Below are 24,839 nucleotides of genomic sequence, written 5' to 3' on the forward strand. Positions count from 1 at the left end.
GACAAGGGAGGTTGCAAAAGTTCGAAAATGGGTGTACAAACATCCGTTTTCACTGCTAAAGTGTAGTATCTCAGGGGAAAGAAAGGATTATTCGACGTAGTTTGCAGAAAATTTGTCGACGTACTCAGACGGGGTCAGCCCGTATTTTTTCCGGAAACACCTGGCAAAGTATTTCGGGTTGCGAAAACCAACCTTATAACTTACCTGGGATACATTGAGCTTATCCTGTTCCAGCAATTGGACAGCGCGTTTCATACGGATCTCGCGGATAAATTCGTTGGGGGTGAAATTGGTCCAGGCTTTTATCTTGGTAAAAAGCATGGTGCGGCTTACCCCGAGTTCGGTACAGAAAGCGGGGATATCGAACTGCTCGTCCGAAATGTTGTCTTCCACGATCTTCAGGGCTTTTTTTAACAGCTTTTCGTCCATGGAAGAAACAGTTATTTCCGACGGGGAAAGATGGTCTTCGCTGGAAAATTTACTTTTCAGGCGTTCCGTAGATTCGAGGAGGTTCCGTACCCGGAGGCAGAACTCCTTGACATTAAAAGGTTTGCTGATATAATCGTCGGCCCCGCTTTCCAGGCCTTCGAACTTATATACCAGTGAGGTCCGGGAGGTAAGCAATATTACAGGGATATGACTGGTCTTTAAATGGCCCTTGATGCTCGCACAGAGTTCTGTACCTACCATTTCCGGCATAATAACGTCGCTTATAACCAGGTCGGGAATGTATTTCAGGGCTTTTTTCATCGCTGTTTTTCCGTCACCGGCCTCCAGCACATTGTAATCTTTTTGCAACAGGTTTTTTATAAACAAACGCAACGGCCCATTGTCTTCCACGATCAATACGGTATTTTTATTCTCGTCAAAGACCAGGTCGTGCACTTCCTCTTCTACCATATGCCCTGTTTTTTCCAGTTGTGCAGTATAGAGAGAGACATCATCGCTAAACCGGAAGTCTTTCAGTATATCATCTTCGGTGAGGTGCTCCCTGCCAAGCGGCAGTTTTACCTTAAATGCGGCACCTCCGGATTTTCTGTTCCGGGCTTTTATGCTGCCCTGGTGCAATTCCACATTGCTCTTGGCCAGGAAAAGGCCTATCCCGGTGCCTTTGTGATGTACTTCCCGCGATTTGCTGCCACCACCTATTTCAAAAAAGCGGTCGAAGATCCTATCTATATGTTCTTCGGGTATCCCTACTCCGGAGTCCCGGACCTCGACAATAACATTTCTCTTGCCTTTCCGCACCTTTACAATCACCCCGCCCCCGTTGGGCGTATAGCGGAAAGCGTTTGAGATCAGGTTGTAAAAAACGTGTTCCAGCTTGTTCCGGTCGTAATACACGGGGATCTCTTCGGGGGTGGCATCAAAGGTATAGCTGTATTTTCCGGCTTTCGCAAATTCCGTAAAGGACAGGTATATCTCCCTGAGAAACTTCACCATATTGCCTTCCGCAGATTGAAGCCTGGACTGGCTGTTCTCCAGTTTCCTGAAATCCATCAGCCTGTTGATAAGTTGCAGCAGATGGTTGGCACTACTCTCTATGACCAGCAGCTTTTTATACATCTTATTACTGCCTTTGTAATTGGCAAGAAGCTGTTGTAACGGTCCGAGGATCAAGGTTAAAGGCGTTCTGAATTCGTGTGAAATATTGGTAAAGAACTGCAATTTGGCCTGGTTGACCTCTTTTACTCTTTTCCGTTCCAGGTGTTCCAGTTCCAGTTCGTGCTTCAGCCTGGCCTTGGACTTCATGATCCATATAAGCCCGTACAGGGCAAGGCCGATGAACATGGCATAAAGGGAAAACGCCCACCAGCTCCGCCAGGGCGCAGGCCTTACGGTAATCTCCAGCGTGGTGGGGGTATCGTTCCATACCCCGTCGTTGTTAGCGCCTTTTACTTCAAACCGGTAGGTCCCGGGGTTTTGAATGGTATATGTGGCTTCTGTACCGGAAGCGGTGTTCCACCGGTCGTCCAGGCCTATCAGGCGATAGGCATACTGGTTGTTCGCAGGATTCAGGTAACTGGGAATGGCAAAATTTATAGAGAAATTTGCCTTGTCGTAACTCAGGGTCACGGCCCTGGTATAGGTGATGCTGCTGTCCAGGATATTGCCCTCTTTTCTTACATCTACAGATTCGTCCCTGACTTTCAGATCGGTAAGGATCACCGGCGGGGCATAGGAATTGACAACGATGTTTTGCGGATCAAAAGAAGACACGCCCATGGGGCCGCCGAAACATATCCTGCCGGAATTTAATTTCAGGCAGGCGTTGTCGTTGAACTCATTGCTTATCAATCCATCCTTCTGACTGTAAAGCCGGGCCATACCTGTACCAGGATCGTACCTGACAATACCCTGGTTGGAACCGAGCCACAGATTGCCCCTGTTGTCTTCCACAATGGCATGTATGGCAGTTATAATATCATTATCGGGCCGGATCTCCATATTTCTGAAAGTATTTCCCTCCCTTAAAAACAACCCTCTTGATTTTGTACCTACCCATAGCTGCCCGTTACTATCTTCGAATACCGTTAGTATATCATCGCCGGAAAGGGTTTCCGGATCGTAGAAAAAGTGTTTTACCCGTACCTCATCAGGAGCTTTCCCATGAAAGATTATACGGCTCAAACCTCGTTGTGTCCCGGCCCATACGGCGTTTTTCGAATCGACCAGGACCGTCCTGATCTGGTCGCTGGACAAGGTATTCGGGTCTCCCGGATCATGTTTCAGCACGGTAAATGTATCGTCTTTATCGCTATATCTCACCAGTCCCCTGCCAAAGGTGCCCAACCAGAAAACCCCGGGTTCCTTTTCCGCTATGGCATAAATGCTGGTATGCTCTAGAAACTTCCTGAGGGAATCGGGTAGCTGCCTGTCCGAGAATTTGCCATCCCGTATATCATAGACCGCAATCCCTGCGTTGAACATACCTATCCAGAGTTTTTCGGCGGCAGTGAGGTGCATGGACTTGATATTATTACTTGGCAGCCCGTTACGGGTATTGATGTATCTTGACTGTCCTGTCTCCCGGTTGTGTACTGTGATCCCTCCTCCTTCGGTCCCGAAATACAGGTTTTTCCTGCGATCGGATGCCATAGAGCTGACCACGTCATAGCTCAGGGAATTATGGTCTGTGGAATGGCTGTAATTGGTAAAGTTCACATTGGCATTGTCCCATATGTTGATCCCCCCGTAGTAGGTACCGATCCACACAGATCCTTTTTTATCGGCAAACACTGACTTCACCGTATTTTTGCTCAGGCTGGAAGGCCTGTTCGGCCTGTTCAGTACTTTTCTCACTTTTCCGTCCGGGCTTATGGTGTTTATTCCGTGATAGGTGCCTACCCACAGTATTCCTTCCCCGTCTATGGCGAGGCTCCGTACATCTTTGTCTATCCCGGTATTTTTGTCCCTGTTCAGAAAAGGGTGGAGTTTACCACTATCCGTATCCAGTTTATAGAGCCCCCTGTTCTTGCTGCCCACCCACAGGTTGCCTTTGCCATCTTCTATGATGTCCTGGACAAAGAGTGGTGTTGCCGGCCGGGCCGAAACAGGATATGAGCGAAAACTAAACCTGCCTTCCTTTCTCTGCAAAAACCGGCATATTCCTCCGGATGTGCCTATCCAGACTTCACCTTTCCGGGTTTCCCGTATGGAGGAAATAAAATTGTCTGGCAGGCTATTAGCTTCTTCCCTCTTCCGGGTAACGGTGGTGAAGGTATCGCTCTCTCGGTCATAAACGGAAAGCCCGTTTGCCGTGCCTGCCCATATCTCCCCGTTTTGCAGTTGCCTGATACACAAAATCGTATTGTGGTTGAGAGCACCGGGAGCATTGGTATGAAAATATCTTTTAAATGTGTTTGTACGCGGATCGAAACGGTTCAACCCATTGTAGGTCCCTACCCAGATATAACCGTCGCTGTCCTCTTCAATGGCCAGGATGTCGCTGTTGCTGATGGAAAGGGAGTCGCCGGGGTCGTTCCGGTAAACGGTAAAACTGGTCCCGTCATATTTATTGAGCCCGTCCCTGGTACCGAACCACATCTGTCCCAGGTGGTCCTGCCGGATAGCGATCACGGAACTTTGCGAAAGCCCGTCTGCAGTAGACAACCTCCGGAACGTATAGGCCTCATTCTGGGCTATACCCATTACGGGTAAAAAAAACACCAGGAAAACAAACTGAAAAATACGACACATCATATCCATTCCCGTACAATATTCACTATCGTGAAATAAGAATCTGTCCTGTTGCGGACAGTGACATTCAAATTCAATATTACACAAAAAAGTTGTTAATTATCCGTGTTTTTTATACTTTTTGCACATATAATTTTCCATTTGACATTTAACGGAGCACGGATCCGGGTAAATATATCAATTCCCCGGGGTACTGAAGTCCGAAAAAGGGTGTATTATAGTACGGAACCGGCATGATATGCTAAGAGAAACAGCCATATCAGGAATTTAGCCGGGCAATTACCAAAAAATTCCTTTGCTTGTCCCGATTTTGTCCGTTTTCGGTTTTAGCTGTGTATTATTTTATCTCTATGCTATTGAAAAATAATAGCTATATTCGATATTGTTAACCCACAAAACAGGTCAATTATGAAAATCACCAACTACCACTCCCTGAACACCGATGTTGCCACCTTGCTGCTGAGGCTAATCTTCGGGGGACTGTTTGTCTATTACGGATATATGAAGTTAGTATCGTTTGACCAGATGTTATCCATGTTTCAGGATATTATCGGGATCGGGATAAAGCCATCGCTTATCCTGGTCATCTTTGCAGAGTTCTTTTGCGGTATCCTGGTAGCGATAGGGCTGTTTACACGGCTGGCGGTCATCCCTATCTTCATTACGATGTTTGTGGCTTATTTTATCGCCCACGCAAACGATGGCTTCGATGTCAAGGCCCTGGCCTTTGTATTCCTGCTACTGAGTATAGTGATCTTTATCCTGGGCGGCGGAAAGTATTCGGTAGACCGGTTATTGTCCCGTAAGGACTAACATAAACCGTCCCGATAGTATTTATTTTCCACATCTGTCACCCGGAGCACCGGCAGGAGGCCCCGAAAACAATGGCCATGTCATTTACAGGATGTCCCGGTCCGGAACAGCACCTTCGACTTTAGTTTATCTTGAGCAAAGCCGAAGGGCCCGGGCTGACAGATAAGTCATTACCAATTTATGCGGTTGCCAAAACGTTAGTTCCCGGGGTGACAGGTTTCAGAAATCAAATGTTGTCGGGTGCCTGGGATTATGGTTCCAGGTCGTACCGCTGTTCTACAAGATGCTTGCCAAAAGTTTCGGACGGTACTTCTTCCGTAAGCCGGAAGCCGTATCTCTCATACAGCCCTATGGCAGCTTCCTGCTCGCGGGTGGTCCAGAGGTAGGCTTTGAAGCACCCCGTTTCTTTCATAAAACCGATAAAGGATTGCATCAGTTCTTTGCCCAGCCCGAGCCCCCGGTAATCCGGAAGCAGGATAAAATAGCGAAGCTGTATAGCATCCCCGTGACGGGCTGCCAGGAGAAAACCAACCATCTCCGACCGGTCTTCGCATATCCACACCCGGTCTTTTGCCGGGTCGTAATCCCTTAAAAATTCTGCCAGCCCCTCCAGGACATAGCTTTCAAATCCCCGGCCGTAACCGCATTCCTGGTCGTAAATTTTTCCGTGCAGCCAGGCTACATATCCCAGGTCTCCCGGGCGTAATTCCGTTCTTATTTTTACATCAGTTGTTCTCATTCCTATTATTTTCAGGGGTTAAGATCCGTATGATATTCTGCATATGCCTGACCAGGGTCTCTTTTTTCTTTTCCGTGAGGGGGGCAAGCAAAGTGGTGACCTGTTCATTGGAAGCCTTGTTTAACCATTGAAATTCGGTATTCCCTTTTTCCGTAAGGGACAAGAGAAAAGCCCGGGCATCTTCCTCAGACCGTTCACGCAAAAGGAGGCCGTCCTTTTCGAGTTTTTTCAGGATACGGCTCAGGTAGCTCTTGTCTATATGCATAATCTCCATGATCTGTGACGCCCTGATCCCCTTGTGATGAAAGATCTCATAGACCACCCTTATTTCCGCCAGTGAGTAGGGGCTATCGAGAAAATTCCGGTTCAACAGGCCGATAATATCCGTATAGAAACGGTTAAATGCCCTTACTTCATCAATTAAACCTTGTTTCATGGTATCGTTTTTAAAGCCGGGACAAGATACTAAAAATAGTTGACTATATCAACTATTATTATACTATTAATATCCCTGAATGATACCGTGCACACCTTTCCCCATCCTGTAAATTTTCATATATTTACCATGTTCCCGGAGATAGCTGAAAAGATCATCCTTCTCCCTTCCAATTCAAATACCTGAAAAATTCATGAAAATCAAAACTACTGTCCTGTCAGCTTTATTTCTACTTATGTTCAGTATATCTTCCGCACAAGGGCCCGACAATGCTATATCGAGGAAAATTTTTGCATACGGAGGCCAGGTCAACAAGGAATTTATCAAATATACCGCACAGCTAACGGGCAAGAAGAAACCGAAAATCTGTTTTTTACCCACAGCAACGGGAGATAATGAATGGTATATAAACTATTGGTATGAGCTATGTCACGATCTGGAGGTTGAGCCTCATGTGTTAAAGGTTTGGATCAGTTCGTACACTCAAAAGGAATCTTTTGAGGAGATCCTCACCCGAATGGACGCCATAATTGTCGGAGGTGGGAACACCCTTAATATGCTGGCTATCTGGAAAGCCCAGAATATTGACCGGGCCCTGGAAAAAGCATATGAAAAGGGCATTATACTGGCTGGTGGCAGTGCAGGGTCGCTCTGCTGGTTTAACGGAGGCACTACCGATTCCAGGCCCGGGAAATTAAGCATTGTAAGGGGACTGGGATTATTGGATTACAGCCATTGTCCGCATTACAGTGCAGAAAAATCCAGAAGGCCACTCTATCACGACAATATTTCAAGTGATGAACTGGCGGACGGATATGCCTGTGATGACAAATCGGGCATATTGTTTGTCAATGGCAAAGCTGAAAAAGCGGTGTCCCTCGATAAAGACAATCACTCTTATTATGTTTATAAGAAAGATGGAAAAGTTGTCGAAGAGAAAATGCATTCTGAAATCCTTCCATAAAATTAAATGTTGACATAACTTATACCGCTTTTGCCCCGGACTGTGTTCAAAAGAGCGACCCGGCCATGAGATCCCTGAAGTCCACAGGTCCTGACAAGTGGTGAATTTCTCTCCGGATTATTGCATTGTTGTTTATGCGTATTGCCCAATAACCTAAACTAATCCCAAAACCCATCAAGTATGAGAATCTGGTCCCTGCACCCCAAATACCTCGACACCAGGGGGCTCGTTGCCCTGTGGCGCGAAACCCTTCTGGCCAAACACGTCCTGGAAGGCAAGACCCGGGGGTATAAAAATCATCCGCAACTGAACAGGTTCAGAAAAACGGAAGACCCGGTAAATGCCATAAACCAATATCTTGCAGAGGTATTCCGGGAAGCACTCCGCAGGAAATATAATTTCAACAGGGAAAAAATCCAATGGAACTTTACCCCGGTTATCATAAAAGTCACGTCCGGACAAATGGCCTATGAAACGGAACACCTGCTACGCAAGTTAAAACTACGGGACCTCGAAAAATTCCATATGCTCAAAAGATCAACTTCCCCGCCCGATCCCCATCCCATTTTTAAAATTACAGCAGGTGGCATAGAGGATTGGGAAATCCTCTGAATCCCCGGGAAACAGGACCTTTTTCCTTCGGTTTTCGATGAAACGGAGATTATTTTCACAAAAAATACGTATTTAGTATTTATAAATTAAGTATAAATACTTATATTTGGATTTTAAATACGTATTCTATGAAAAAGATTGTAGTTATCGGAAATGGTATGGTGGGGTACAAATTTTGTGAAAAACTGGCAGCACATCCCAGGAGACAAGAGTTTCACATCACCGTCTTCGGAGAAGAGCCCAAGCCGGCCTACGACCGTGTTCATCTCAGTGAATACTTTGCAGGAAAGACGGCGGACGACCTGCTCCTGGCCCCTACCGGGTGGTACGAAAAGAACGGGATAACACTCCGCACTTCCGAACTTATTTCCGCAATAGACAGGAAAAATAAAAAAGTAACTACGTATAAAGAAAAGACATATACGTATGATTATCTAATACTGGCCACAGGCTCCACACCTTTCGTCCCCCCGATCCCCGGTGTGGACAGGAAAGGCGTGTTTGTTTACCGCACCCTGGAAGACCTGGATGCCATTAAAGACTACGCTTCCGGAATAAAACAGCAAGGCAGAACAAGTGCTGCCGTGCTAGGCGGCGGGCTACTGGGGCTGGAAGCTGCCAAGGCCGTAAAAGACCTCGGGTTAAAAGCCCATGTGGTGGAATTTGCCCCCCGCCTGATGCCCCGGCAGCTGGACGATAAGGCGGCCGATATGTTGAAAACCGAAATGGAAGACCTCGGCATAAGTATCCACCTCAACAAAAGAACAGACAACATCCTCGGAGAAGACCGCATTACAGGTATGCAGTTTGCCGGCGAGGAGGTCCTCCACACCGATATGCTTATTATCTCAGCAGGTATCCGCCCCCGTGACGAACTTGCCCGGAATTGCGGACTGGAAACCGGAGAACGCGGGGGTATTACCGTAGACAACCGTATGCGTACCAGTGACCCTTTCATTTATGCTATCGGAGAAGCCACCCTTTACAACAACGGTATATACGGGTTAGTTGCCCCGGGCTATGATATGGCTACCGTAGCCGTGGAACAGATCACCGGGGGAGACAAAGTCATGGCAGAAAGTATCGACATGTCTACCAAGCTAAAACTTATAGGTGTGGAAGTAGCCAGCTTCGGCGATCCGTTCATAGAGAACGCTGAAGTGGTGGCCGTGACCTATGAGAATAAATTCAGCCGGATATACAAAAGGATAAACGTCACCAAAGACGGTACAAGGCTCCTGGGCGGCATCCTCGTAGGTGATGCCTCCGATTACAACAGCCTCTTTCAAATATACCTCAACGGACTGCCGCTACCCGAAAATCCCGAAGACCTTATCCTGGGAACCCGTGGTGAAGGCAATACTTCTGCACTCGGAAGTGCCCTGGATCTTCCGGACACTGCACAGATATGTTCCTGTGAAAGTATTTCCAAAGGCGATATCTGCCACGCTATCACGGAAAAAGGGTGTACTTCTGTGGGCGATGTCATAGGCTGTACAAGAGCAGCTACCGGTTGCGGAGGCTGTAAGCCCATGGTGGCCGACCTGGTGAAAGAAACCCTGAAATCGCAAGGAATAGAAGCCAAAGAAGTGATCTGCGAACACTTCGGCTATTCCCGGCAGGAACTTTACGACCTCATCCGGGTCAACAATATTACCACATATAACGAAGCCCTCTATACATTAGGGAAAGGCGATGGTTGTGAGGTATGCAAACCCGCCCTGGCTTCCCTTTTTGCCAGTATTTACAACGAAACTGCTAACAAGCAGGCCACCATCCAGGATTCTAACGACCGTTTCCTGGCCAATATACAACGTAACGGATCTTATTCCGTAGTGCCCCGTGTTCCCGGTGGAGAGATCACTGCCAAAAAACTCATTGCCCTGGGCAAAGTGGCCCGGAAATACGACCTCTACACCAAGATCACCGGAGGACAGCGTATAGACCTGTTCGGCGCACGTCTCGATGAACTCCCTCATATTTGGAAAGACCTTATCGACCACGGTTTCGAAAGCGGTCATGCTTACGGAAAAGCACTGCGAACGGTAAAAAGTTGTGTCGGTTCTACCTGGTGCCGGTACGGGATGCACGAAAGCGTCAGCTTTGCTATCCGGATAGAAGAAAGGTACAAAGGTATCCGTTCTCCCCACAAGCTGAAAGGCGGGGTCTCCGGCTGTATCCGGGAATGTGCCGAAGCGCGGAGCAAGGATTTCGGGATCATCGCCGTGGAAGGCGGCTGGAACCTCTACATATGCGGTAATGGCGGTGCCAATCCCAAACACGCCATCCTCTTTGCCGAACAACTGGACGACGAGACCTGTATAAAATACCTCGACAGGTTCCTGATGTTCTACATCAAAACAGCAGCCCCCCTTACCAGGACAGCAAAATGGCTGGACGAGCTCGAAGGCGGAATAGCATACCTGAAACAGGTGATCATTGAAGACAGCCTTGGAATAGCAGAAGACCTGGAAAAAGAAATGCAACAGCTCGTAGACACTTACGAATGCGAATGGAAACAAGCCATAAACAACCCGGAAATGCGAAAGCGCTTTTCCCATTTTATCAATTCCGACGACACGGACGATAATATGGCCTTTGTACCCATGCGCGACCAGAAAATGCCTAAACCATGGTTGTGAGAAAGTGAGAGGTGAGAAATTATTATGATAAAAGCTCAAAAAGCCATTATTTTAGACATACGACTAAAACGTGGTCAAATTTTACAATTTTTGAAATCACTCATTTAATTTTAATCCCCCCTCACTTTCTCACTTTCTCACCTCTATAAAACGAACAAAAATGCAACAAACATTAGAACAATACCAAACCATTACCCCCAAAGACGTTAAAACCTGGGTCAGGGTGGGCCGTGTACACGATTTTCCGGAAGACGGGGGTGTCTGTGTAAAACACGGTACGAAGCAGATCGCAGTATTTAATTTTGCCCGCCGGATGGCGTGGTATGCCTGCCAGAACCTTTGTCCGCACAAGCTCGAAATGGTGCTGTCCCGCGGATTAACGGGCGACCTCGACAACGAGCCCAAAGTGGCCTGCCCATTGCACAAAAAGACCTTTTCCCTTAAAAGCGGAAAAAATTTAAACGGTGACGATCTGAAAATTGCCACCTATCCTGTAAAAATTGAACGAGAAAATGTGTATATTGGTTTTTCAGATTGAATTCGTTTAAACGAGTTTATTAAATAACCCCGATTTTGAAAAACCAGAAAATGGAACGCGTGTCAAAATTTGAAATGGCCATAGCGCAGATCGATGCGGAAAATGCCGAAGACCCCAATGTAGAGACCATAAACGGTGTAGCATTTCCCAAGGAGTTACTCTACGCCAGGCGAATGACAGAAAAATTGCTCGACTTCTACCCCGAAGCCTCCCGCGAGCTGCAGATAGCTGTCAGGGCACAGCATATATGCCGATGGAAAATAGACCGGAAACAATACCCAATGGATCGGGTGGGCTACCTGAAATGGCGGGAAGCCCTGAAAAAATTCCATGCCGAAAAGACCTCCGGAATACTCGAAGACCTGGGATTTGAAAACAATTTCACGGCAAGAGTATCATTTCTTATCCGGAAAAAGCAACTCAAAAAAGATGATGAGACCCAAATACTGGAAGACGTGGTATGCCTGGTCTTTTTACAGTATTATTTTGACGACTTCGCCTCCAAGCACTCCGAAGAAAAAGTGATCGATATCATACAAAAGACCTGGGCCAAGATGTCCGAAGGAGGACAGGAAGCGGCGCTGGGGTTAAAGCTGTCTCCCACGGCATTTAACCTGATAAAAAAGGCATTGCAGGAACGATCTTAAAAAGATTGATAGAAGATTGAATCCCGATGATCATCGGGATTCAATCTTCTATCAATCTTTTTCAATCTCTTTAAAAACTCCATCCAAAATAAACCTTGTCTTGTATCAATCGAGTTTTACTAAATGAGCAAAACGAACCGCAAATATCCTTTAGACCAGCAGGCCTTTAAAAAACTGAGCAGGCTGTATCTCATAGCCCTTGCGGCCATTGCCCTGGCTGTGGTGATCAGTCAGGCGCTTATCCAAAAATACCTGCGTGGCCAGGAAAACGATTCCCGTATCGTGAATATTGCAGGAAGGCAGCGCATGCTCAGCCAGAAGCTGGCCAAGGAAGTACTTTCGTTCTCCCCGGAAAACAGCGATAAAGAAAACCGGGAGATCAATACCAGGCTCAAAAACACCGTACGGGAATGGAGTATCTTCCACCGGAGCCTTCAGGAAGGTAACGACAGTATAGGGCTCCCGGCAGGGAACAGCGAAAAGATAACCCTGCTTTTTCAACAACTCTCCCCTCATTTCGAAACTATCCGCGAAGCAGCACTACGGGCCGGTGCGCATATAGATTCCGGTTCCGCGGTTAACATGGAAAAACTGCAAAAGGAAACCGCCGTGATCCTCCGCAACGAACCGGAGTTCCTCTCTCTTATGGATACCATTGTATACCAATACGATAAAGAAGCCAGTGAAAAGGTAAAACAGCTCAGTAAAATAGAATACCTTATCCTTTTCATTACCCTCACCATTCTTTTGCTGGAATTCCTGTTTATCTTCCGCCCTGCGGCCGTATTTGTCAAAAAGACGATTGCCCGTTTGCTCATTGCCGAGAGAAATGCCCAAAAAATGGCCCGCAACGCCGACCAGTTGAGCGAGGCTAAGGAACGCACGGTAAAAGAACTGAAAATACTGAATTACGCCATAGATCAGACCCTGATGTTTGCCCGTATAACCGTTGACGGGAAGATCGTATATATGGGCGAAAAGTTTACCCGGCGCTTTATGCCATCGGGGGGCGATCCGGAACATATGAAGCTGTCCGGGATCCTGACTCCCGTACGACAGGAACAGGCCCTGGTAGACAATATCCTCTCCGAGCATTGGAAAAAGGGATGGCAGGGCGAAATAAAACTCACTTCGGAAGAAGACCGCCCCCTATGGCTGGAACTTTACCTGATCCCCATAGATATCCCTCAGGACAAATCGGAATTGCTCGTTATCTGTTTTGATATTACCAGGCAAAAAGAAGCCCTGGTTGAGATCGAACGGCTCAATGCCAGGCATCTATCCGAACAGATCGGCAGGCAGAAGATCATTTCCAGCAAGATCATAGAAAACCAGGAAAACGAACAAAAACGGATCGCGAAGGACATCCACGACGGTATCGGGCAAATGTTGACCGGGCTGAAATTCAACATAGAAAGTATTGACCCGAAAGACCCTGAAAAAGCTGCTATAAAAATTGAGCACCTCAAAAACCTCACCTCCGATATTATCAAAGGAGTACGCACTGCCACATTCAACCTCACCCCTCCCGAGCTTACCGATCACGGTATAATCCCGGCCATGACCAAGCTGGTACAGGAGCTGTCGCGCCTCACCGGGAAAGATATTCTGCTGATCAACAAGACCGGGTTCAACAGCCGTCTCCACTCGCTTGCGGAGATCAATATCTATCGCATCGTTCAGGAGGCCATCAATAACGCCATAAAATATGCAGATTCCTCTCATATCGTAGTGAGCCTCTCCCATAGCGAGGAAATGCTGAGCATTACCATAGATGATAACGGAAAAGGCTTTGATATGGATAAGCTCAGCAAGAAAAACAACGGCGCGTCCGGTATGGGTATGACTTTTATGAAAGAAAGAATGGAATATATTAACGGGCGCCTCTTTATCCATTCCGTTCCGGAAGAGGGGACGCGGGTTACGTTGAATATCCCTGTTTAGGGTCGGGCATGTTGAATGGTTATATCCCTCTCTATCTCATATCTAAAATCTCACATCTAAAGTCTACCCTTATTACTTCAAAATACGTATTTTTGTAGAAACATCATTTTGAAATGAGCGAACAAAAAATACGTATTATCCTCGCAGACGACCACGTACTGGTAAGGGATGGTATAAAAGCATTGCTCGAAGACCAGGAAGACCTCGAAGTTGTCAATGAGGCTTCCGATGGCCTGGAAGCCTTGAAAATACTGGAAAAGAAAGCCCCGGACCTTCTTATTGTAGACATCCGTATGCCCGAGATGAACGGTATAGAAGTGGTCAGGGCCATAAAAAAACAGGGGCTTGCCGTAAAAACCCTTGTCCTTTCCATGCACGACTCCGAAGAATACGTATTGCAGTCCGTAGAAGCGGGAGCAGACGGCTACCTGCTCAAGGGGTCCAGCAAAGATGAATTTCTAAAGGCCCTGCATACCGTATATTCCGGTGGAAAATACTTCAGCGGGGATGTATCCTCCATACTGGTGGAAAATTTTATCTCCAGGGCCAAATCGCCCGGGACGGTCGCCGAAGACAAGTTTTCACTGACCAAAAGGGAAAGACAGATCCTTTCTCACGTACTCAAAGGAAAAAGCAACAAGCAAATTGCCGAAGAGCTGAATATCAGCAAACGCACCGCCGAAGTGCATCGCTTTAACCTGATGAAAAAGCTCCAGGTAAAAAACCTTATCGAGCTGGCCAACAAGGCCAAGGAATATGGTTTGTCGTAACTTTTAGAAGCCACGGATACACGAATATTTCTTAAGAAAAGCCTCCGGCTTTTCCGGAGTATCGTTTGTTACTACAAAAATATTCGTGTATTAGTGGCTAAAAACTTCCCCCTGTTTAGCCCAGATCCTGTTTGACAATACCTTAAAAACAGCCTTCCCGTTTTGTTATAATTCCAATATTTTTATTTTTTATTGAGCTCGCCGTAATTCTTTCCGTATACGTAATTATTTTAAGTATAAATACTTATATTTACTACGTAAAACTTTCCAAAAAAAATTGTTATGAAAGAATTCATTTCACGAAAAGCCACAAAGATCCGCTTACTGGACTTTAAGAGCTTGCCCATGAGGACATTCCACATCACCTGGTTCTCTTTTTTTATCTGTTTTTTCGGATGGTTCGGCATTGCCCCGCTCATGGCAGTGGTCCGGGAAGAACTGCAGCTCACCAAAGAACAGATAGGAAGTACTATCATTGCATCGGTCGCCATCACGGTACTGGCCCGGCTGGCCATAGGATGGCTATGTGACAGGATAGGCCCACGTATTACTTATACTTATCTTCTTATCCTGGGAGCCATCCCCGTGATGTGCATAGGGCTCAGCAACAGCTTTGAGGCATTTCTGCTGTTTCGCCTGGTTATCGGGGTTACGGGGGCCTCTTTCGTTATCACCCAGTATCACGCTTCCGCGATGTTTGCTCCGAACGTGGTAGGAACAGCCAATGCCACTACGGCCGGGTGGGGGAATCTGGGCGGAGGGGTGACCCAGATGATCATGCCACTGCTGTTCTCCGGTTTTATCGCCCTCGGTTTTTCAGACAATCTTTCCTGGAGATATGCCATGATCCTGCCCGGGATCGTTATGATCGTTATGGGTATCATATATTACAGATATACCAAGGACACTCCGGAAGGTAATTTTAAAACCCTGAAAAAGGAAAAAGATATTGAAGCATCGGCTTCAAAAACATCCCACAAAAGGGAAAACACTTTCCTGTTGGCTGTAAAAGACATACGTGTTTGGGCCCTATTCCTTATTTACGGGGCCTGTTTCGGCATAGAGCTCACCATAAATAATATCGGAGCCATTTATTACAAGGACCTTTTTGACCTCGACCTGAAAACTGCCGGGCTTATAGCCGGCCTCTTCGGATTGATGAACCTCTTTGCCAGGAGCCTGGGAGGGTATTTCGGTGACAAATCCGGAATAAAATGGGGGCTGAAAGGACGCATCCTTTTTCTTTTTACTGTACTTCTTCTCGAAGGTATTACGCTTATGGCCTTTTCCCAAATACGTATGTTACCCATGGCCATAGTTGTTATGGTATTGTTCAGCCTCTGCGTACAGATGGCAGAAGGGGCCACTTTTTCCATCGTTCCCTTTATCCATAAAAAAGCAGTGGGCGCCGTGAGCGGTATTGTGGGGGCCGGGGGCAACGTAGGGGCCGTCCTGGCCGGGTTCCTTTTCAGATCCGAAGGGATCAGTTACTCCTATGCATTGCTGATACTTGGAATATGTGTGACCGTAATTTCATTATTTTCATTTTTGGTCCGTTTTTCTGAAAAAGAAGAAAAAATAGCCCGCAGGGAGATAAAAGCCTCCCTGGAAACCCTGCTCCCTGTAAAAAATTAAGTATTTTTACGTAAATTTAATATGAGCTTTGACTAAGCTAAAACGTCATTGCAAACCCTGCCGTAAGCAGCTCGAGCCCGGGCTGAGTCCTAGGGTGGCAATCTCATGAAGGCCGGCAGCATACTCTCAATGGCATGTGCATACCTGCCCGGAGATTGCCGCGCTTTAGCCTGTCCTGAGTTTGTCGAAGGGCTCACAATGACGTTCGAGCTTATATTATTACAGGAAACCGAAACAAAGCAAATACAACATGGCAGATGTGTTGAAAACAACCTGCTCCTACTGTGGCGTAGGTTGCGGAATAAAGGTAAAGAAAGATGCCAGGAACCGGGTTTATGTGGAAGGTGACCCGGACCATCCCGTAAACAGGGGAATGTTGTGCTCCAAGGGCATGAACCTTCACCACGTGGTCAACAATACCTCCGACCGTATCCTCTACCCCGAAATGCGATGGAGCCGTTCCCATCCCAGGGAGCGGACCGATTGGGATACCGCACTGGACAGGGCCGCTGCCGTCTTTAAGTCCATCATTAAAAGACACGGGCCGGACAGCGTAGGGTTTTATATTTCCGGGCAATGCCTTACCGAAGAATATTACATCGCCAATAAACTCACCAAAGGTTTTTTAAAGACCAATAACATAGATACCAACTCCCGGCTGTGTATGAGCTCGGCCGTAATCGGCTATAAAAAGACCTTCGGAGAAGACAGCGTTCCCGTGTCTTATGACGACATCGAACTGGCAGACTGTTTTCTCATTGCCGGGGCCAATCCCGCATGGTGCCATCCCATACTGTTCCGCAGGCTCGAAAAGCACAAGGAGAACAATCCCCACATCAAGATCATCGTCGTCGACCCCCGCAAAACCGATTCGGCCAATTTTGCCGACCTGCACCTCCAGATCATCCCCGGTACGGATGTAGTGCTCTACAACGCCATCGGAAGGAGGCTGCTAGACCGCAAACAGATAGATCACGACTTTATAAAAAAACATACCGAGGGCTTTGAAAAATATCGCGACCTCATCAAATCAACCTCCCTCAAAAACGCAGCTAAAATATGCGGCATTACGGTAGATGAGATCAAGGATGCCGCCGATATGATCGGTGCTTCCCAGGGATTTATCACCATGTGGGCCATGGGGCTCAACCAGAGCGTCATCGGTTCCAACAAAAATTTTTCGTTACTGAACCTCTCCCTGATCACCGGCCATGTAGGCAAACCCGGTTCGGGTCCTTTTTCTCTTACCGGGCAGCCCAATGCCATGGGAGGCCGGGAGGTAGGCGGTATGGCCAGCCTGCTCGCCGTGCACAAGGACCTGGGGAACCCCGAACACCGGAAAGAAGTGGCTGATTTCTGGGGGGTGGACGAAATTTCCCCGAAACCAGGGTATACAGCCACAGAAATGTTCGAAGCCCTGGAAAAAGGAAAACTGAAGGCCATCTGGATCGTCTGTACCAATCCGCTGGTGAGCATGCCCGATGTATGCCGCGCAGAAAAAGCCCTTCAACAGGCCAAATTCGTCGTAGTTCAGGATATTTCCCATAGATCTGACACCGTCAAACATGCCGACCTCTTGCTCCCGGCCGCGGGATGGCTGGAAAAAGAAGGGACCATGACCAATTCCGAACGGCGGATATCCTACCTGCCCAAAGGCATCAATGCCCCGGGTGAAGCGATTCCCGACGTGGAAATACTGTGCAGGTTTGCCCGGAAAATGGGGTTCCGGGGGTTCGATTATGCCACAACAGAAGATATTTACAGGGAATATAGCCAAATGACCAAAGGCACCAACATCGATATTTCCTACCTCGGCTACGACCGCCTGAAAAACGAAGGCAGCTTTCAATGGCCTATTCCCGATTACCGCCATCCCGGGACACCGAGGCTTTTTACCGACCGGAAGTTCCATACCCCGTCCCAAAAAGCCGTGTTCAACACCCCGTATAGTACGGAAAATGCCTCCATAAAACCGGATAGCAATTACCCGCTTATACTTACTACGGGACGTATACGCGACCAATGGCATACCATGACCCGCACCGGAAAAGTATCCCGCCTCAAAACCCACTATCCCGAACCCGTACTGGAAATAAACCCGGTAGATGCTTATATCTGCAAGATAAAGGACGGTGACGTAACAGAAATAAAAAGCAGGAACGGCACCGTAAGGGTTCGTGCCAGGGTAACCGACAGCATCCGGGAACAGGTGGTGTTCCTGCCCATGCACTGGGGCAAACAGCTGCAAAACGATCACAGCCGGGCCAACAACCTCACCAATAATATCGTAGACCCTCTTTCCAAGGAACCCGATTTTAAATACACCGCCGTATCGGTTTCCAGGTACCAAAAGCCCGTACAGAAAATATGTGTTATCGGAGCCGGGGCTGCAGCCTTCCGGTTTGTACAGAATTACAGGGAACACAACGAAGAAGACGAAATACATGTATTTTCCAGGGAACCGAACCCGTTTTATAACCGGGTGCTCCTTCCCGAATATATCACCGAGGAACTCACCTGGGAACAGCTTCAGAAAATAAAGAAGGACGAGCTGGACAAACTAGGGGTAACCCTCCATTCCGAAAAACAGGTCCGGCAAATAGACCGGGAGAAAAAACAGCTACGGGACAATACGGAGCAATGGCACAGTTATGACCTGCTCATCCTGGCTACGGGCAGCAGTCCCTTCGTTCCCGGTGACGTTCCCCTCCACCTCCCCGGGAGGTTTACCATACGGAGCAAGGAAGATGCCGACGGATTAAAAAAATATCTGAAAGATACGGGCATTCCGGCCGAAAAACAGCACGTAGTGATCGTGGGGGGAGGCCTCCTCGGACTGGAACTGGCCGCAGCATTAAAACACAACAATCTGCAGATCACCATCATACAGCGGGGTTCCCGCCTTATGGAAAGACAACTGGACACCATTTCCAGCAGGCTCCTCGCACAGGATGTACAGGAAAGAGGCGTACAAATATACTTCGACAACGAGGTAAGTACCGTATTTGAGGAAGAAGATACCCGGGAACTGAACATTACCCTGAAAAGCGGGAAAATAATTAATGCCAACGCCATTGTTTATGCCATAGGCACCACACCCAATATAAAAATAGCCAGGGAATGCGGCCTGCAATGCGGCAGGGGGGTCAAGGTAAGCCCATACCTGCAGACGTCTGATCCCGATATCTTTGCCATCGGTGAAATCGCTGAGTTCAGGAACAACCTCTACGGTATCACCTCTGCGGCAGAAGAACAAGCCGATGTACTGGCCAATTACCTGGCGGGCGATACAGGCAGCACTTATAAAGGCTCTGTACTGATGAATATCCTCAAGTTCCAGGACCTCGATCTGTGCAGCATAGGCACGATCCGCATACCGGAAAACGATGAAGATTACGAAGAGATCGTCTTTACGGATGTAAGCAAACGCTATTACAAAAAATGCATCGTAAAGAACGATCTGCTCATCGGGGCCATTCTGATGGGGGATAAAAACGAATTTGCCGAGTTCAAAGCCATGATAGAGAACAAAACAGAACTCCTGGACAAACGCGAAACTCTTTTACGAGGCTCTTCGGATGCCAAACCCGTGCTGGGTAAGCTGATATGCTCCTGCAGCCAGGTTGGCGAAGGGAACCTGGTCGCTGCCATTGAAAGCGGTTGCAGTGATTTTACCGAACTGTGCAAGCAGACCGGGGCCGGGCTCGGTTGCGGAAGTTGCAAGACCGAAGTCCGGGAAATCCTGAAAAAACAGGGAAGCCTGGTATCTTAACGGGTATACGAGTGTACGGGTTTTATGTAGAAGATTAAGAACATGAAGAAAAAACTATCGAGACTTACGGTTAAAGGAGGCGTACTCAGCCCCAGGGAACTGAAGACCATCATCGAAACCGCCGAAGAGGCCGGGCTCGACAGTATTTCCTTTGGTTCCCGGCAGGATATCCTTTTTCCGGAGATCGTAAACCCCGGTATGCTAAAGGCGCTCCGGGGTATGGAGGTGGTAACGTCTGTTTCCGACAAAAAGGAAAATATCGTTTCTTCCTATGTCTCGGCCGATATATTCCCAGGAACAGGCTGGCTTACAGGGGATCGCTACCTTTACATTCTCGAACAATTCAAACGAACCCCGAGCCTCAAAGTCAACATTACTGATCCCGCACAGCGGCTGGTCCCCCTGTTTACGGGCCACCTCAACTTTATTGCATCGGGCATTGAGGATTACTGGTACCTGCACATCCGTTTGCCGGACTGGGAAAAGAAAGCGGAATATCCTGCCCTGATCAATAGCTGGGACATCGAAAAGGTGGCATCGGCCATTGAGGATATCCTTCCGGAAGAACCGGAATCCGTAATGACGGTCTTTCACCTTCTCAATGACAGTATAGATACCAACAACCGTACGTTAGACTCCCCTCTGGAGGTCCCCTTCCATCCTTTTCCCTATTACGAAGGGATGAACAGGCTAGGGTCTGGGAAATACTGGCTCGGGCTTTACTGGCGCAATAACCTCTACGACATCCGGTTCCTGAAGACCATGTGCGACCTTTGTATGGAGTGCAAGATCGGAAAGGTATGCATCACTCCCTGGAAATCCTTTATCGTAAAGGGTATCCCCGTGGAATTCAAACTGGACTGGGAAAAGTTTCTGGGGATAAACGGCATCAATGTCCGTCATTCCATGCTGGAACTCAACTGGCACGTTCCTGTAGGGGAAGACTGGGCCAGGGAACTCAAAAAATACCTGGTCGGGGAATTTGACAAAAATGACATCAGCACCTACGGGCTTACATTCGGTATTACGGGATACCGGAAAAAAGTATATTATTTTACCTCGGTGGTCATTGAAAGGAATACTTTTCCCCGGGACATCGGGGGCATAAGCATCCCGGACACCTACAATCTGCTCTATGCCAGAGATTTTGACCCCAACACCCTCGAATATGTCGTATACGCCCAGGACATCGACCGCCGGGAACTGCCCGGCCTCCTTATGGAGCTCAGCAGGATGTATTTCAAAGAATTGGGTCACGTCAAAGAAGAAGTTAAGCCGAAAACGCGTAAAAAAGACAAAAAGACTTATACGGTCTACCAGTGCGGGGACTGTCTTACCGTTTACAACCCCGAATACGGGGACACCACACAAAACATCCTTCCCGGGACTGCCTTCGGGGACCTCCCGGAAGGCTACTGCTGTCCCTTGTGCGAAGCACCGAAAAGCAACTATGCCCAACGGGAATTCATAAAAGAGTAAGCCCTTTTTATTTAAATCATAAAACTTTGTGGCCTGGTGCCTTTGTGGCTATTTATCGGGGCCACGAAATCACAAAGGCACTAAGGGTTTTAGTCGTGCTGCCCTCCCTTTACTACTTTAAAAATATGCAATACGTGCGGAAATATGGCATCCATGGATTCGCGGGCCCCGTTGGTAGACCCCGGCAGGGCCAGTACCAGGCAATTACCCGTCATCCCCGCCACACTACGGGATAGTGCAGCATAAGGCATACGTTGCTGGCCATAGCTCCTGATCGCTTCTTCTATTCCCGGTATCTTCCGGTCGATGAGCGGGGCCAGGGCTTCGGGGGTGACATCCCGTTCCGAGAGCCCGGTACCCCCGGTAAAGACCAGCAGATGATTGTTTTGCGTATATTGAAGCGTCTTGTTCTTAATGACCTCCGCCTCATCGGGAATGATGTCGTAGGCCGTAACCTCTACATTGCACTGGTTCAGTTTGTCTATAATGGCTTTCCCGGCACGGTCTTCTTTCTTTCCTGCGGATATGGTATCGGAACAAACGATCACGGCAGCCTTAAGGGGAGATGGAAAGGTGTTTATAAAAGACGACTTCCCTCCTTTTTTGTGCAGTAGTTTAATGTTTTTTATTTCAATCTCCTTGTCTATCGGTTTCAACATGTCGTACATGGTCAGTGCCACGACCGAAGCTCCGTGCATGGCCTCTACCTCCACCCCGGTCTTGTATACCGTCTTTACCGTAAAGGTTATACAGACCTCCAGGCCTTCGATCTCGTAATCCACCGAAGTGTATTCTACCGGAAGCGGATGGCAGTCCGGGATAACCTGGTAAGTGTTCTTTACGGCAAAAAGCCCTGCGGTCTTTGCCATTTCCAGGACATTCCCCTTGGGCACAAGATCGTTCCGGATCGCTGTGATTGTTTCATTTTTTCCTACTTTCACCACAGCCTGAGCTGTGGCAACACGAAGGGTGGTTATCTTATGGGTGATATCGACCATGGTCTTGTTTTTTATTCTATTATCGAATCCATTCGCAATGGCCTTCAAAATACAAAAATAAAAAGGTTTCGAAGTAGCTGCCCGAACTTTTATATTAACGATTGCAACGGCCCATACCTGATGCTCGTTTGCAATAAGTACCGTCTTATCCCCTCTTCAAAAACGGCAAAAGATTCAGGTTCTGGAACAGAAATTCGTCTTCAAGAAATTCCTCTTCATAATATCCGGCAAGTGCGGAAGCATATTTTACCACTTCTCCTGTAACGATCACTGCGGGTGATGAAAGCCCTTCTTTCCGAACTACTTCTTCTATGGTATCAATGGTGCCATAACCGGCCCTTTCCGTCATGGTAGTTCCGTTCTGTATTACGGCTACGGGAAGGTCGTTTTTACCGCATTCCCGGTATACGGAAACGATTTCCCGCAATTTGCCCATCCCCATCAATATGATCACGGTAGCGGTCGATTGTGCGGCAAGCCTGATGTCACCGGACAATGCTCCCGCGGAGGTCGTTCCGGTAACCACCCAGAAACTTTCCGCCACCCTGCGGCGCGTCACCGGAATGCCCTGGCCGGCCGGAACGGCAATAGCCGATATGATCCCGGGAATAATACTGGTCATAACACCAAAATTCTCCGCATACTCCACTTCTTCCGCCCCCCTGCCAAAGACATTGGGGTCTCCCCCTTTTAACCGGACCACATGGCCATTGTTGAGCGCCTTGTCCACAATAAGCCGGTTGATCTCTTCCTGTGAGAACTGGTGTGCCCCTTTTCGTTTCCCTACAAAGACCTTTTCGGCCTGCGGTGCATGCGACAGCAATTCCGGATCTACCAGGGCATCGTACAGGACCACATCGGCCAGGGCCAGGGCCTTTACGGCTTTCAGGGTAATGAGTTCCGGATCTCCCGGGCCTGCTCCTATCAGGGTCAGTTTGGGCTGTTTTTTCATGGGTATGCTGTTTTTAATGTTTTTACCGGGGCCGAAAAAGGTTTGACCAAAAGATGGCAATGGTCGGCCCTTTTCAACCCCGGCCCCTATTGTAACATGAGATTCAAGAGTATGGACATCCATTAATATGTCAGTTGCTAAATTACGTAATGACCGCCAATTGTTGCGAAAAGTGAGCCATAAAATTTCCGGTACCCTCTTCACCTTACATCTTCTGAAAAGACCTCTCCCGCCCCCGGTATCCCGGGGACGATCGAGGAACACTTCATTGTTGACACAACATGGTCAGTAAAAAGCTAATACGGATCAAATATAAAAAAAACAAATAAAAATACGTATATAAAGTAAGTATTTTTACTTAGATTTGATTTCTAAAAAAGATATTGCTATGAAAATCAAATTCTTTTGGGTCCTGGTCATCCTGGCCTTCCCTTATTCGTATTCCCAGAATTTTAATGTCAGCACGGATATACGTCCCCGTTTCGAATACCGTCACGGTTTCGGCAATCTGTTCCCGGACGATGCCGAACCCGGGGCAGGTGTCATCCAGCGTTCCCGCCTGAACCTGGATTACGGTACCGAAAAACTGAAAATCACCCTGAAACTGCAGGATGTCAGTGTATGGGGCGATACACCCCAGCTATCGGCCACGGATGGGAATCATTCCTTTTCCATTTTCGAAGCCTGGGCCGAGTTGTTTTTTCACGAAAACTGGTCGGTAAAGGCCGGAAGACAGGCTATCGCCTATGACAACGAGCGCATCCTGGGCGAGGTAGACTGGGCCATGCAGGGGAGATCGCACGACGCAGCCCTGCTCCGTTATACCAAAAACCGTTGGAAAGCAGACTTCGGATTTGCCTTTAACCAGGAAAATCTCGCTGCCGAAGGTACCGCATATTCACCCACGGCCTTTTTCAGTTACAAAACCATGCAATACGCCTACCTCCACAGGGACTGGAACAAGCTCTCGGGCAGTTTCCTGTTTCTCAACAACGGCTTTCAGAAGTTTGATGAAAAAGAAAATCCGGACGGTGTGTTTTATCGCCACACCGCAGGGACCTACCTTCAACTTTCTTTCGGGAAAGCTAAAATAACCGGTAGCGCCTATTACCAGTTCGGCAAGGCCGATCCCACCCGGGACCTGAGCGCCTACCTGCTATCCCTGGAAGGTTTGTACAAGACGGGAAAGGTTTCCCTGGGACTCGGCCTTGAAATTCTGAGCGGTACCGGCCAGGACAGCGACGGGGACAACCGTTCTTTTTTTCCGCTCTACGGAACCAATCACAAATTTAACGGTTTTATGGACTATTTTTACGTAGGGAACCACGCCAACAGTACAGGATTAAACGATTATTTCGGCAAGGTGAATTTCGTCCTGGGCAAAAAATCCGTGTTGCAGCTCCAGGGACATTATTTCTCTTCCAATGCCGCCCTCTTCGACGATTCAGGCAATGAAGCAGATCGATACCTGGGCACGGAAATAGACCTGGTGTACTCAAAAAATCTCATAAAAAGCGTAAAGCTGGCCGCCGGATATTCCCATATGTTCGCCGCAGACGGCATGGGCTACCTAAAGGGGAGGACACCTGATAATACCAACCATTGGGCATGGGTAATGCTCATCGTAAAACCGGAATTGTTTTCACATACATTTTAACCGGAGCAGGGAACCGGACGACCTCAATTAAAAATGTGATT

17 protein-coding genes are annotated in these 24,839 nt (G+C 47.9%); 12 read left to right on the plus strand and 5 right to left on the minus strand.

Annotated elements, in window-relative coordinates; all coding sequences use genetic code 11:
- Positions 1-87 precede the first annotated feature (87 nt).
- Positions 88-4,209, minus strand: coding sequence for a hybrid sensor histidine kinase/response regulator transcription factor (locus tag KN811_RS07830; protein ID WP_247716433.1), 4,122 nt, complete (start codon positions 4,207-4,209; stop codon positions 88-90).
- 399 nt (positions 4,210-4,608) lie between these two features.
- On the opposite strand from KN811_RS07830, the gene KN811_RS07835 reads away from it, so the two are divergent.
- Positions 4,609-5,013, plus strand: coding sequence for a DoxX family protein (locus KN811_RS07835; protein ID WP_187964691.1), 405 nt, complete (start codon positions 4,609-4,611; stop codon positions 5,011-5,013).
- 250 nt (positions 5,014-5,263) lie between these two features.
- On the opposite strand, the gene KN811_RS07840 is transcribed toward KN811_RS07835, so the two are convergent.
- Positions 5,264-5,752, minus strand: a complete 489-nt coding sequence (locus KN811_RS07840) for a GNAT family N-acetyltransferase (protein ID WP_187964690.1) — start codon at positions 5,750-5,752, stop codon at positions 5,264-5,266.
- A complete protein-coding gene (locus KN811_RS07845) occupies positions 5,739-6,188 on the minus strand; it encodes a MarR family winged helix-turn-helix transcriptional regulator (protein ID WP_187964689.1) in 450 nt (149 codons plus the stop codon). The genes KN811_RS07840 and KN811_RS07845 overlap by 14 nt, the downstream gene beginning before the upstream one ends.
- A 193-nt stretch (positions 6,189-6,381) precedes the next feature.
- Between KN811_RS07845 and KN811_RS07850 the strand changes: the two genes are divergently transcribed.
- From KN811_RS07850 to KN811_RS07895, 10 genes are all read left to right on the plus strand, one after another.
- Positions 6,382-7,152 carry a Type 1 glutamine amidotransferase-like domain-containing protein gene (locus KN811_RS07850; protein ID WP_187964688.1) on the plus strand — a complete coding sequence of 257 codons (771 nt, stop codon included), beginning with the start codon at positions 6,382-6,384 and terminating at the stop codon, positions 7,150-7,152.
- Between the two features lie 180 nt (positions 7,153-7,332).
- Positions 7,333-7,764, plus strand: a complete 432-nt coding sequence (locus KN811_RS07855) for a pyrimidine dimer DNA glycosylase/endonuclease V (protein WP_187964687.1) — start codon at positions 7,333-7,335, stop codon at positions 7,762-7,764.
- Between the two features lie 128 nt (positions 7,765-7,892).
- The gene (gene nirB / locus KN811_RS07860; RefSeq protein ID WP_187964686.1) at positions 7,893-10,406 is read left to right on the plus strand and encodes a nitrite reductase large subunit NirB; all 2,514 of its coding nucleotides are present in this window, start codon (positions 7,893-7,895) and stop codon (positions 10,404-10,406) included.
- Positions 10,407-10,566: 160 nt separating this feature from the next.
- Positions 10,567-10,944 (plus strand): nitrite reductase small subunit NirD, encoded by a 378-nt coding sequence (gene nirD, locus KN811_RS07865; protein ID WP_187964685.1) that lies wholly within the window; start codon positions 10,567-10,569, stop codon positions 10,942-10,944.
- 50 nt (positions 10,945-10,994) lie between these two features.
- Complete coding sequence (locus tag KN811_RS07870; protein WP_187964697.1) at positions 10,995-11,591, plus strand: DUF4202 domain-containing protein; 597 nt, start codon at positions 10,995-10,997, stop codon at positions 11,589-11,591.
- Positions 11,592-11,714: 123 nt separating this feature from the next.
- Complete coding sequence (locus tag KN811_RS07875) at positions 11,715-13,535, plus strand: sensor histidine kinase (RefSeq protein WP_187964684.1); 1,821 nt, start codon at positions 11,715-11,717, stop codon at positions 13,533-13,535.
- Between the two features lie 113 nt (positions 13,536-13,648).
- Positions 13,649-14,305 carry a response regulator transcription factor gene (locus KN811_RS07880; protein ID WP_187964683.1) on the plus strand — a complete coding sequence of 219 codons (657 nt, stop codon included), beginning with the start codon at positions 13,649-13,651 and terminating at the stop codon, positions 14,303-14,305.
- A gap of 282 nt (positions 14,306-14,587) precedes the next feature.
- Positions 14,588-15,940 (plus strand): NarK family nitrate/nitrite MFS transporter, encoded by a 1,353-nt coding sequence (locus KN811_RS07885; protein WP_187964682.1) that lies wholly within the window; start codon positions 14,588-14,590, stop codon positions 15,938-15,940.
- A 250-nt stretch (positions 15,941-16,190) separates the two neighbouring features.
- Positions 16,191-19,712, plus strand: a complete 3,522-nt coding sequence (locus KN811_RS07890; protein ID WP_187964681.1) for a nitrate reductase — start codon at positions 16,191-16,193, stop codon at positions 19,710-19,712.
- A 42-nt stretch (positions 19,713-19,754) separates the two neighbouring features.
- Positions 19,755-21,191 (plus strand): rubredoxin, encoded by a 1,437-nt coding sequence (locus KN811_RS07895; protein ID WP_187964680.1) that lies wholly within the window; start codon positions 19,755-19,757, stop codon positions 21,189-21,191.
- A gap of 89 nt (positions 21,192-21,280) precedes the next feature.
- Here the strand turns inward: KN811_RS07895 and moaCB are convergent, their stop codons facing one another.
- Together moaCB and cobA are read right to left on the minus strand one after the other, a co-directional pair.
- The gene (moaCB, locus tag KN811_RS07900; RefSeq protein ID WP_187964679.1) at positions 21,281-22,189 is read right to left on the minus strand and encodes a bifunctional molybdenum cofactor biosynthesis protein MoaC/MoaB; all 909 of its coding nucleotides are present in this window, start codon (positions 22,187-22,189) and stop codon (positions 21,281-21,283) included.
- A 145-nt stretch (positions 22,190-22,334) separates the two neighbouring features.
- Positions 22,335-23,141 (minus strand): uroporphyrinogen-III C-methyltransferase, encoded by an 807-nt coding sequence (gene cobA / locus KN811_RS07905; protein WP_187964678.1) that lies wholly within the window; start codon positions 23,139-23,141, stop codon positions 22,335-22,337.
- A gap of 388 nt (positions 23,142-23,529) precedes the next feature.
- On the opposite strand from cobA, the gene KN811_RS07910 reads away from it, so the two are divergent.
- The gene (locus tag KN811_RS07910; protein WP_187964677.1) at positions 23,530-24,798 is read left to right on the plus strand and encodes an alginate export family protein; all 1,269 of its coding nucleotides are present in this window, start codon (positions 23,530-23,532) and stop codon (positions 24,796-24,798) included.
- The last annotated feature ends 41 nt before the right edge of the window (positions 24,799-24,839 follow it).

Source organism: Sinomicrobium weinanense (assembly GCF_018863395.1).
Taxonomy (GTDB): domain Bacteria; phylum Bacteroidota; class Bacteroidia; order Flavobacteriales; family Flavobacteriaceae; genus Sinomicrobium; species Sinomicrobium weinanense.

Bases quoted from the DNA above. Each gene is read 5' to 3' on its own strand.
- nirB (WP_187964686.1), top strand. From the start codon at position 7,893: ATGAAAAAGATTGTAGTTATCGGAAATGGTATGGTGGGGTACAAATTT.
- KN811_RS07845 (WP_187964689.1), bottom strand. From the start codon at position 6,188: ATGAAACAAGGTTTAATTGATGAAGTAAGGGCATTTAACCGTTTCTAT.
- KN811_RS07875 (WP_187964684.1), top strand. From the start codon at position 11,715: ATGAGCAAAACGAACCGCAAATATCCTTTAGACCAGCAGGCCTTTAAA.
- KN811_RS07885 (WP_187964682.1), top strand. From the start codon at position 14,588: ATGAAAGAATTCATTTCACGAAAAGCCACAAAGATCCGCTTACTGGAC.
- moaCB (WP_187964679.1), bottom strand. From the start codon at position 22,189: ATGGTCGATATCACCCATAAGATAACCACCCTTCGTGTTGCCACAGCT.
- KN811_RS07910 (WP_187964677.1), top strand. From the start codon at position 23,530: ATGAAAATCAAATTCTTTTGGGTCCTGGTCATCCTGGCCTTCCCTTAT.
- KN811_RS07835 (WP_187964691.1), top strand. From the start codon at position 4,609: ATGAAAATCACCAACTACCACTCCCTGAACACCGATGTTGCCACCTTG.
- KN811_RS07880 (WP_187964683.1), top strand. From the start codon at position 13,649: ATGAGCGAACAAAAAATACGTATTATCCTCGCAGACGACCACGTACTG.
- KN811_RS07855 (WP_187964687.1), top strand. From the start codon at position 7,333: ATGAGAATCTGGTCCCTGCACCCCAAATACCTCGACACCAGGGGGCTC.
- cobA (WP_187964678.1), bottom strand. From the start codon at position 23,141: ATGAAAAAACAGCCCAAACTGACCCTGATAGGAGCAGGCCCGGGAGAT.
- KN811_RS07895 (WP_187964680.1), top strand. From the start codon at position 19,755: ATGAAGAAAAAACTATCGAGACTTACGGTTAAAGGAGGCGTACTCAGC.
- nirD (WP_187964685.1), top strand. From the start codon at position 10,567: ATGCAACAAACATTAGAACAATACCAAACCATTACCCCCAAAGACGTT.
- KN811_RS07830 (WP_247716433.1), bottom strand. From the start codon at position 4,209: ATGGATATGATGTGTCGTATTTTTCAGTTTGTTTTCCTGGTGTTTTTT.
- KN811_RS07840 (WP_187964690.1), bottom strand. From the start codon at position 5,752: ATGAGAACAACTGATGTAAAAATAAGAACGGAATTACGCCCGGGAGAC.
- KN811_RS07890 (WP_187964681.1), top strand. From the start codon at position 16,191: ATGGCAGATGTGTTGAAAACAACCTGCTCCTACTGTGGCGTAGGTTGC.
- KN811_RS07850 (WP_187964688.1), top strand. From the start codon at position 6,382: ATGAAAATCAAAACTACTGTCCTGTCAGCTTTATTTCTACTTATGTTC.
- KN811_RS07870 (WP_187964697.1), top strand. From the start codon at position 10,995: ATGGAACGCGTGTCAAAATTTGAAATGGCCATAGCGCAGATCGATGCG.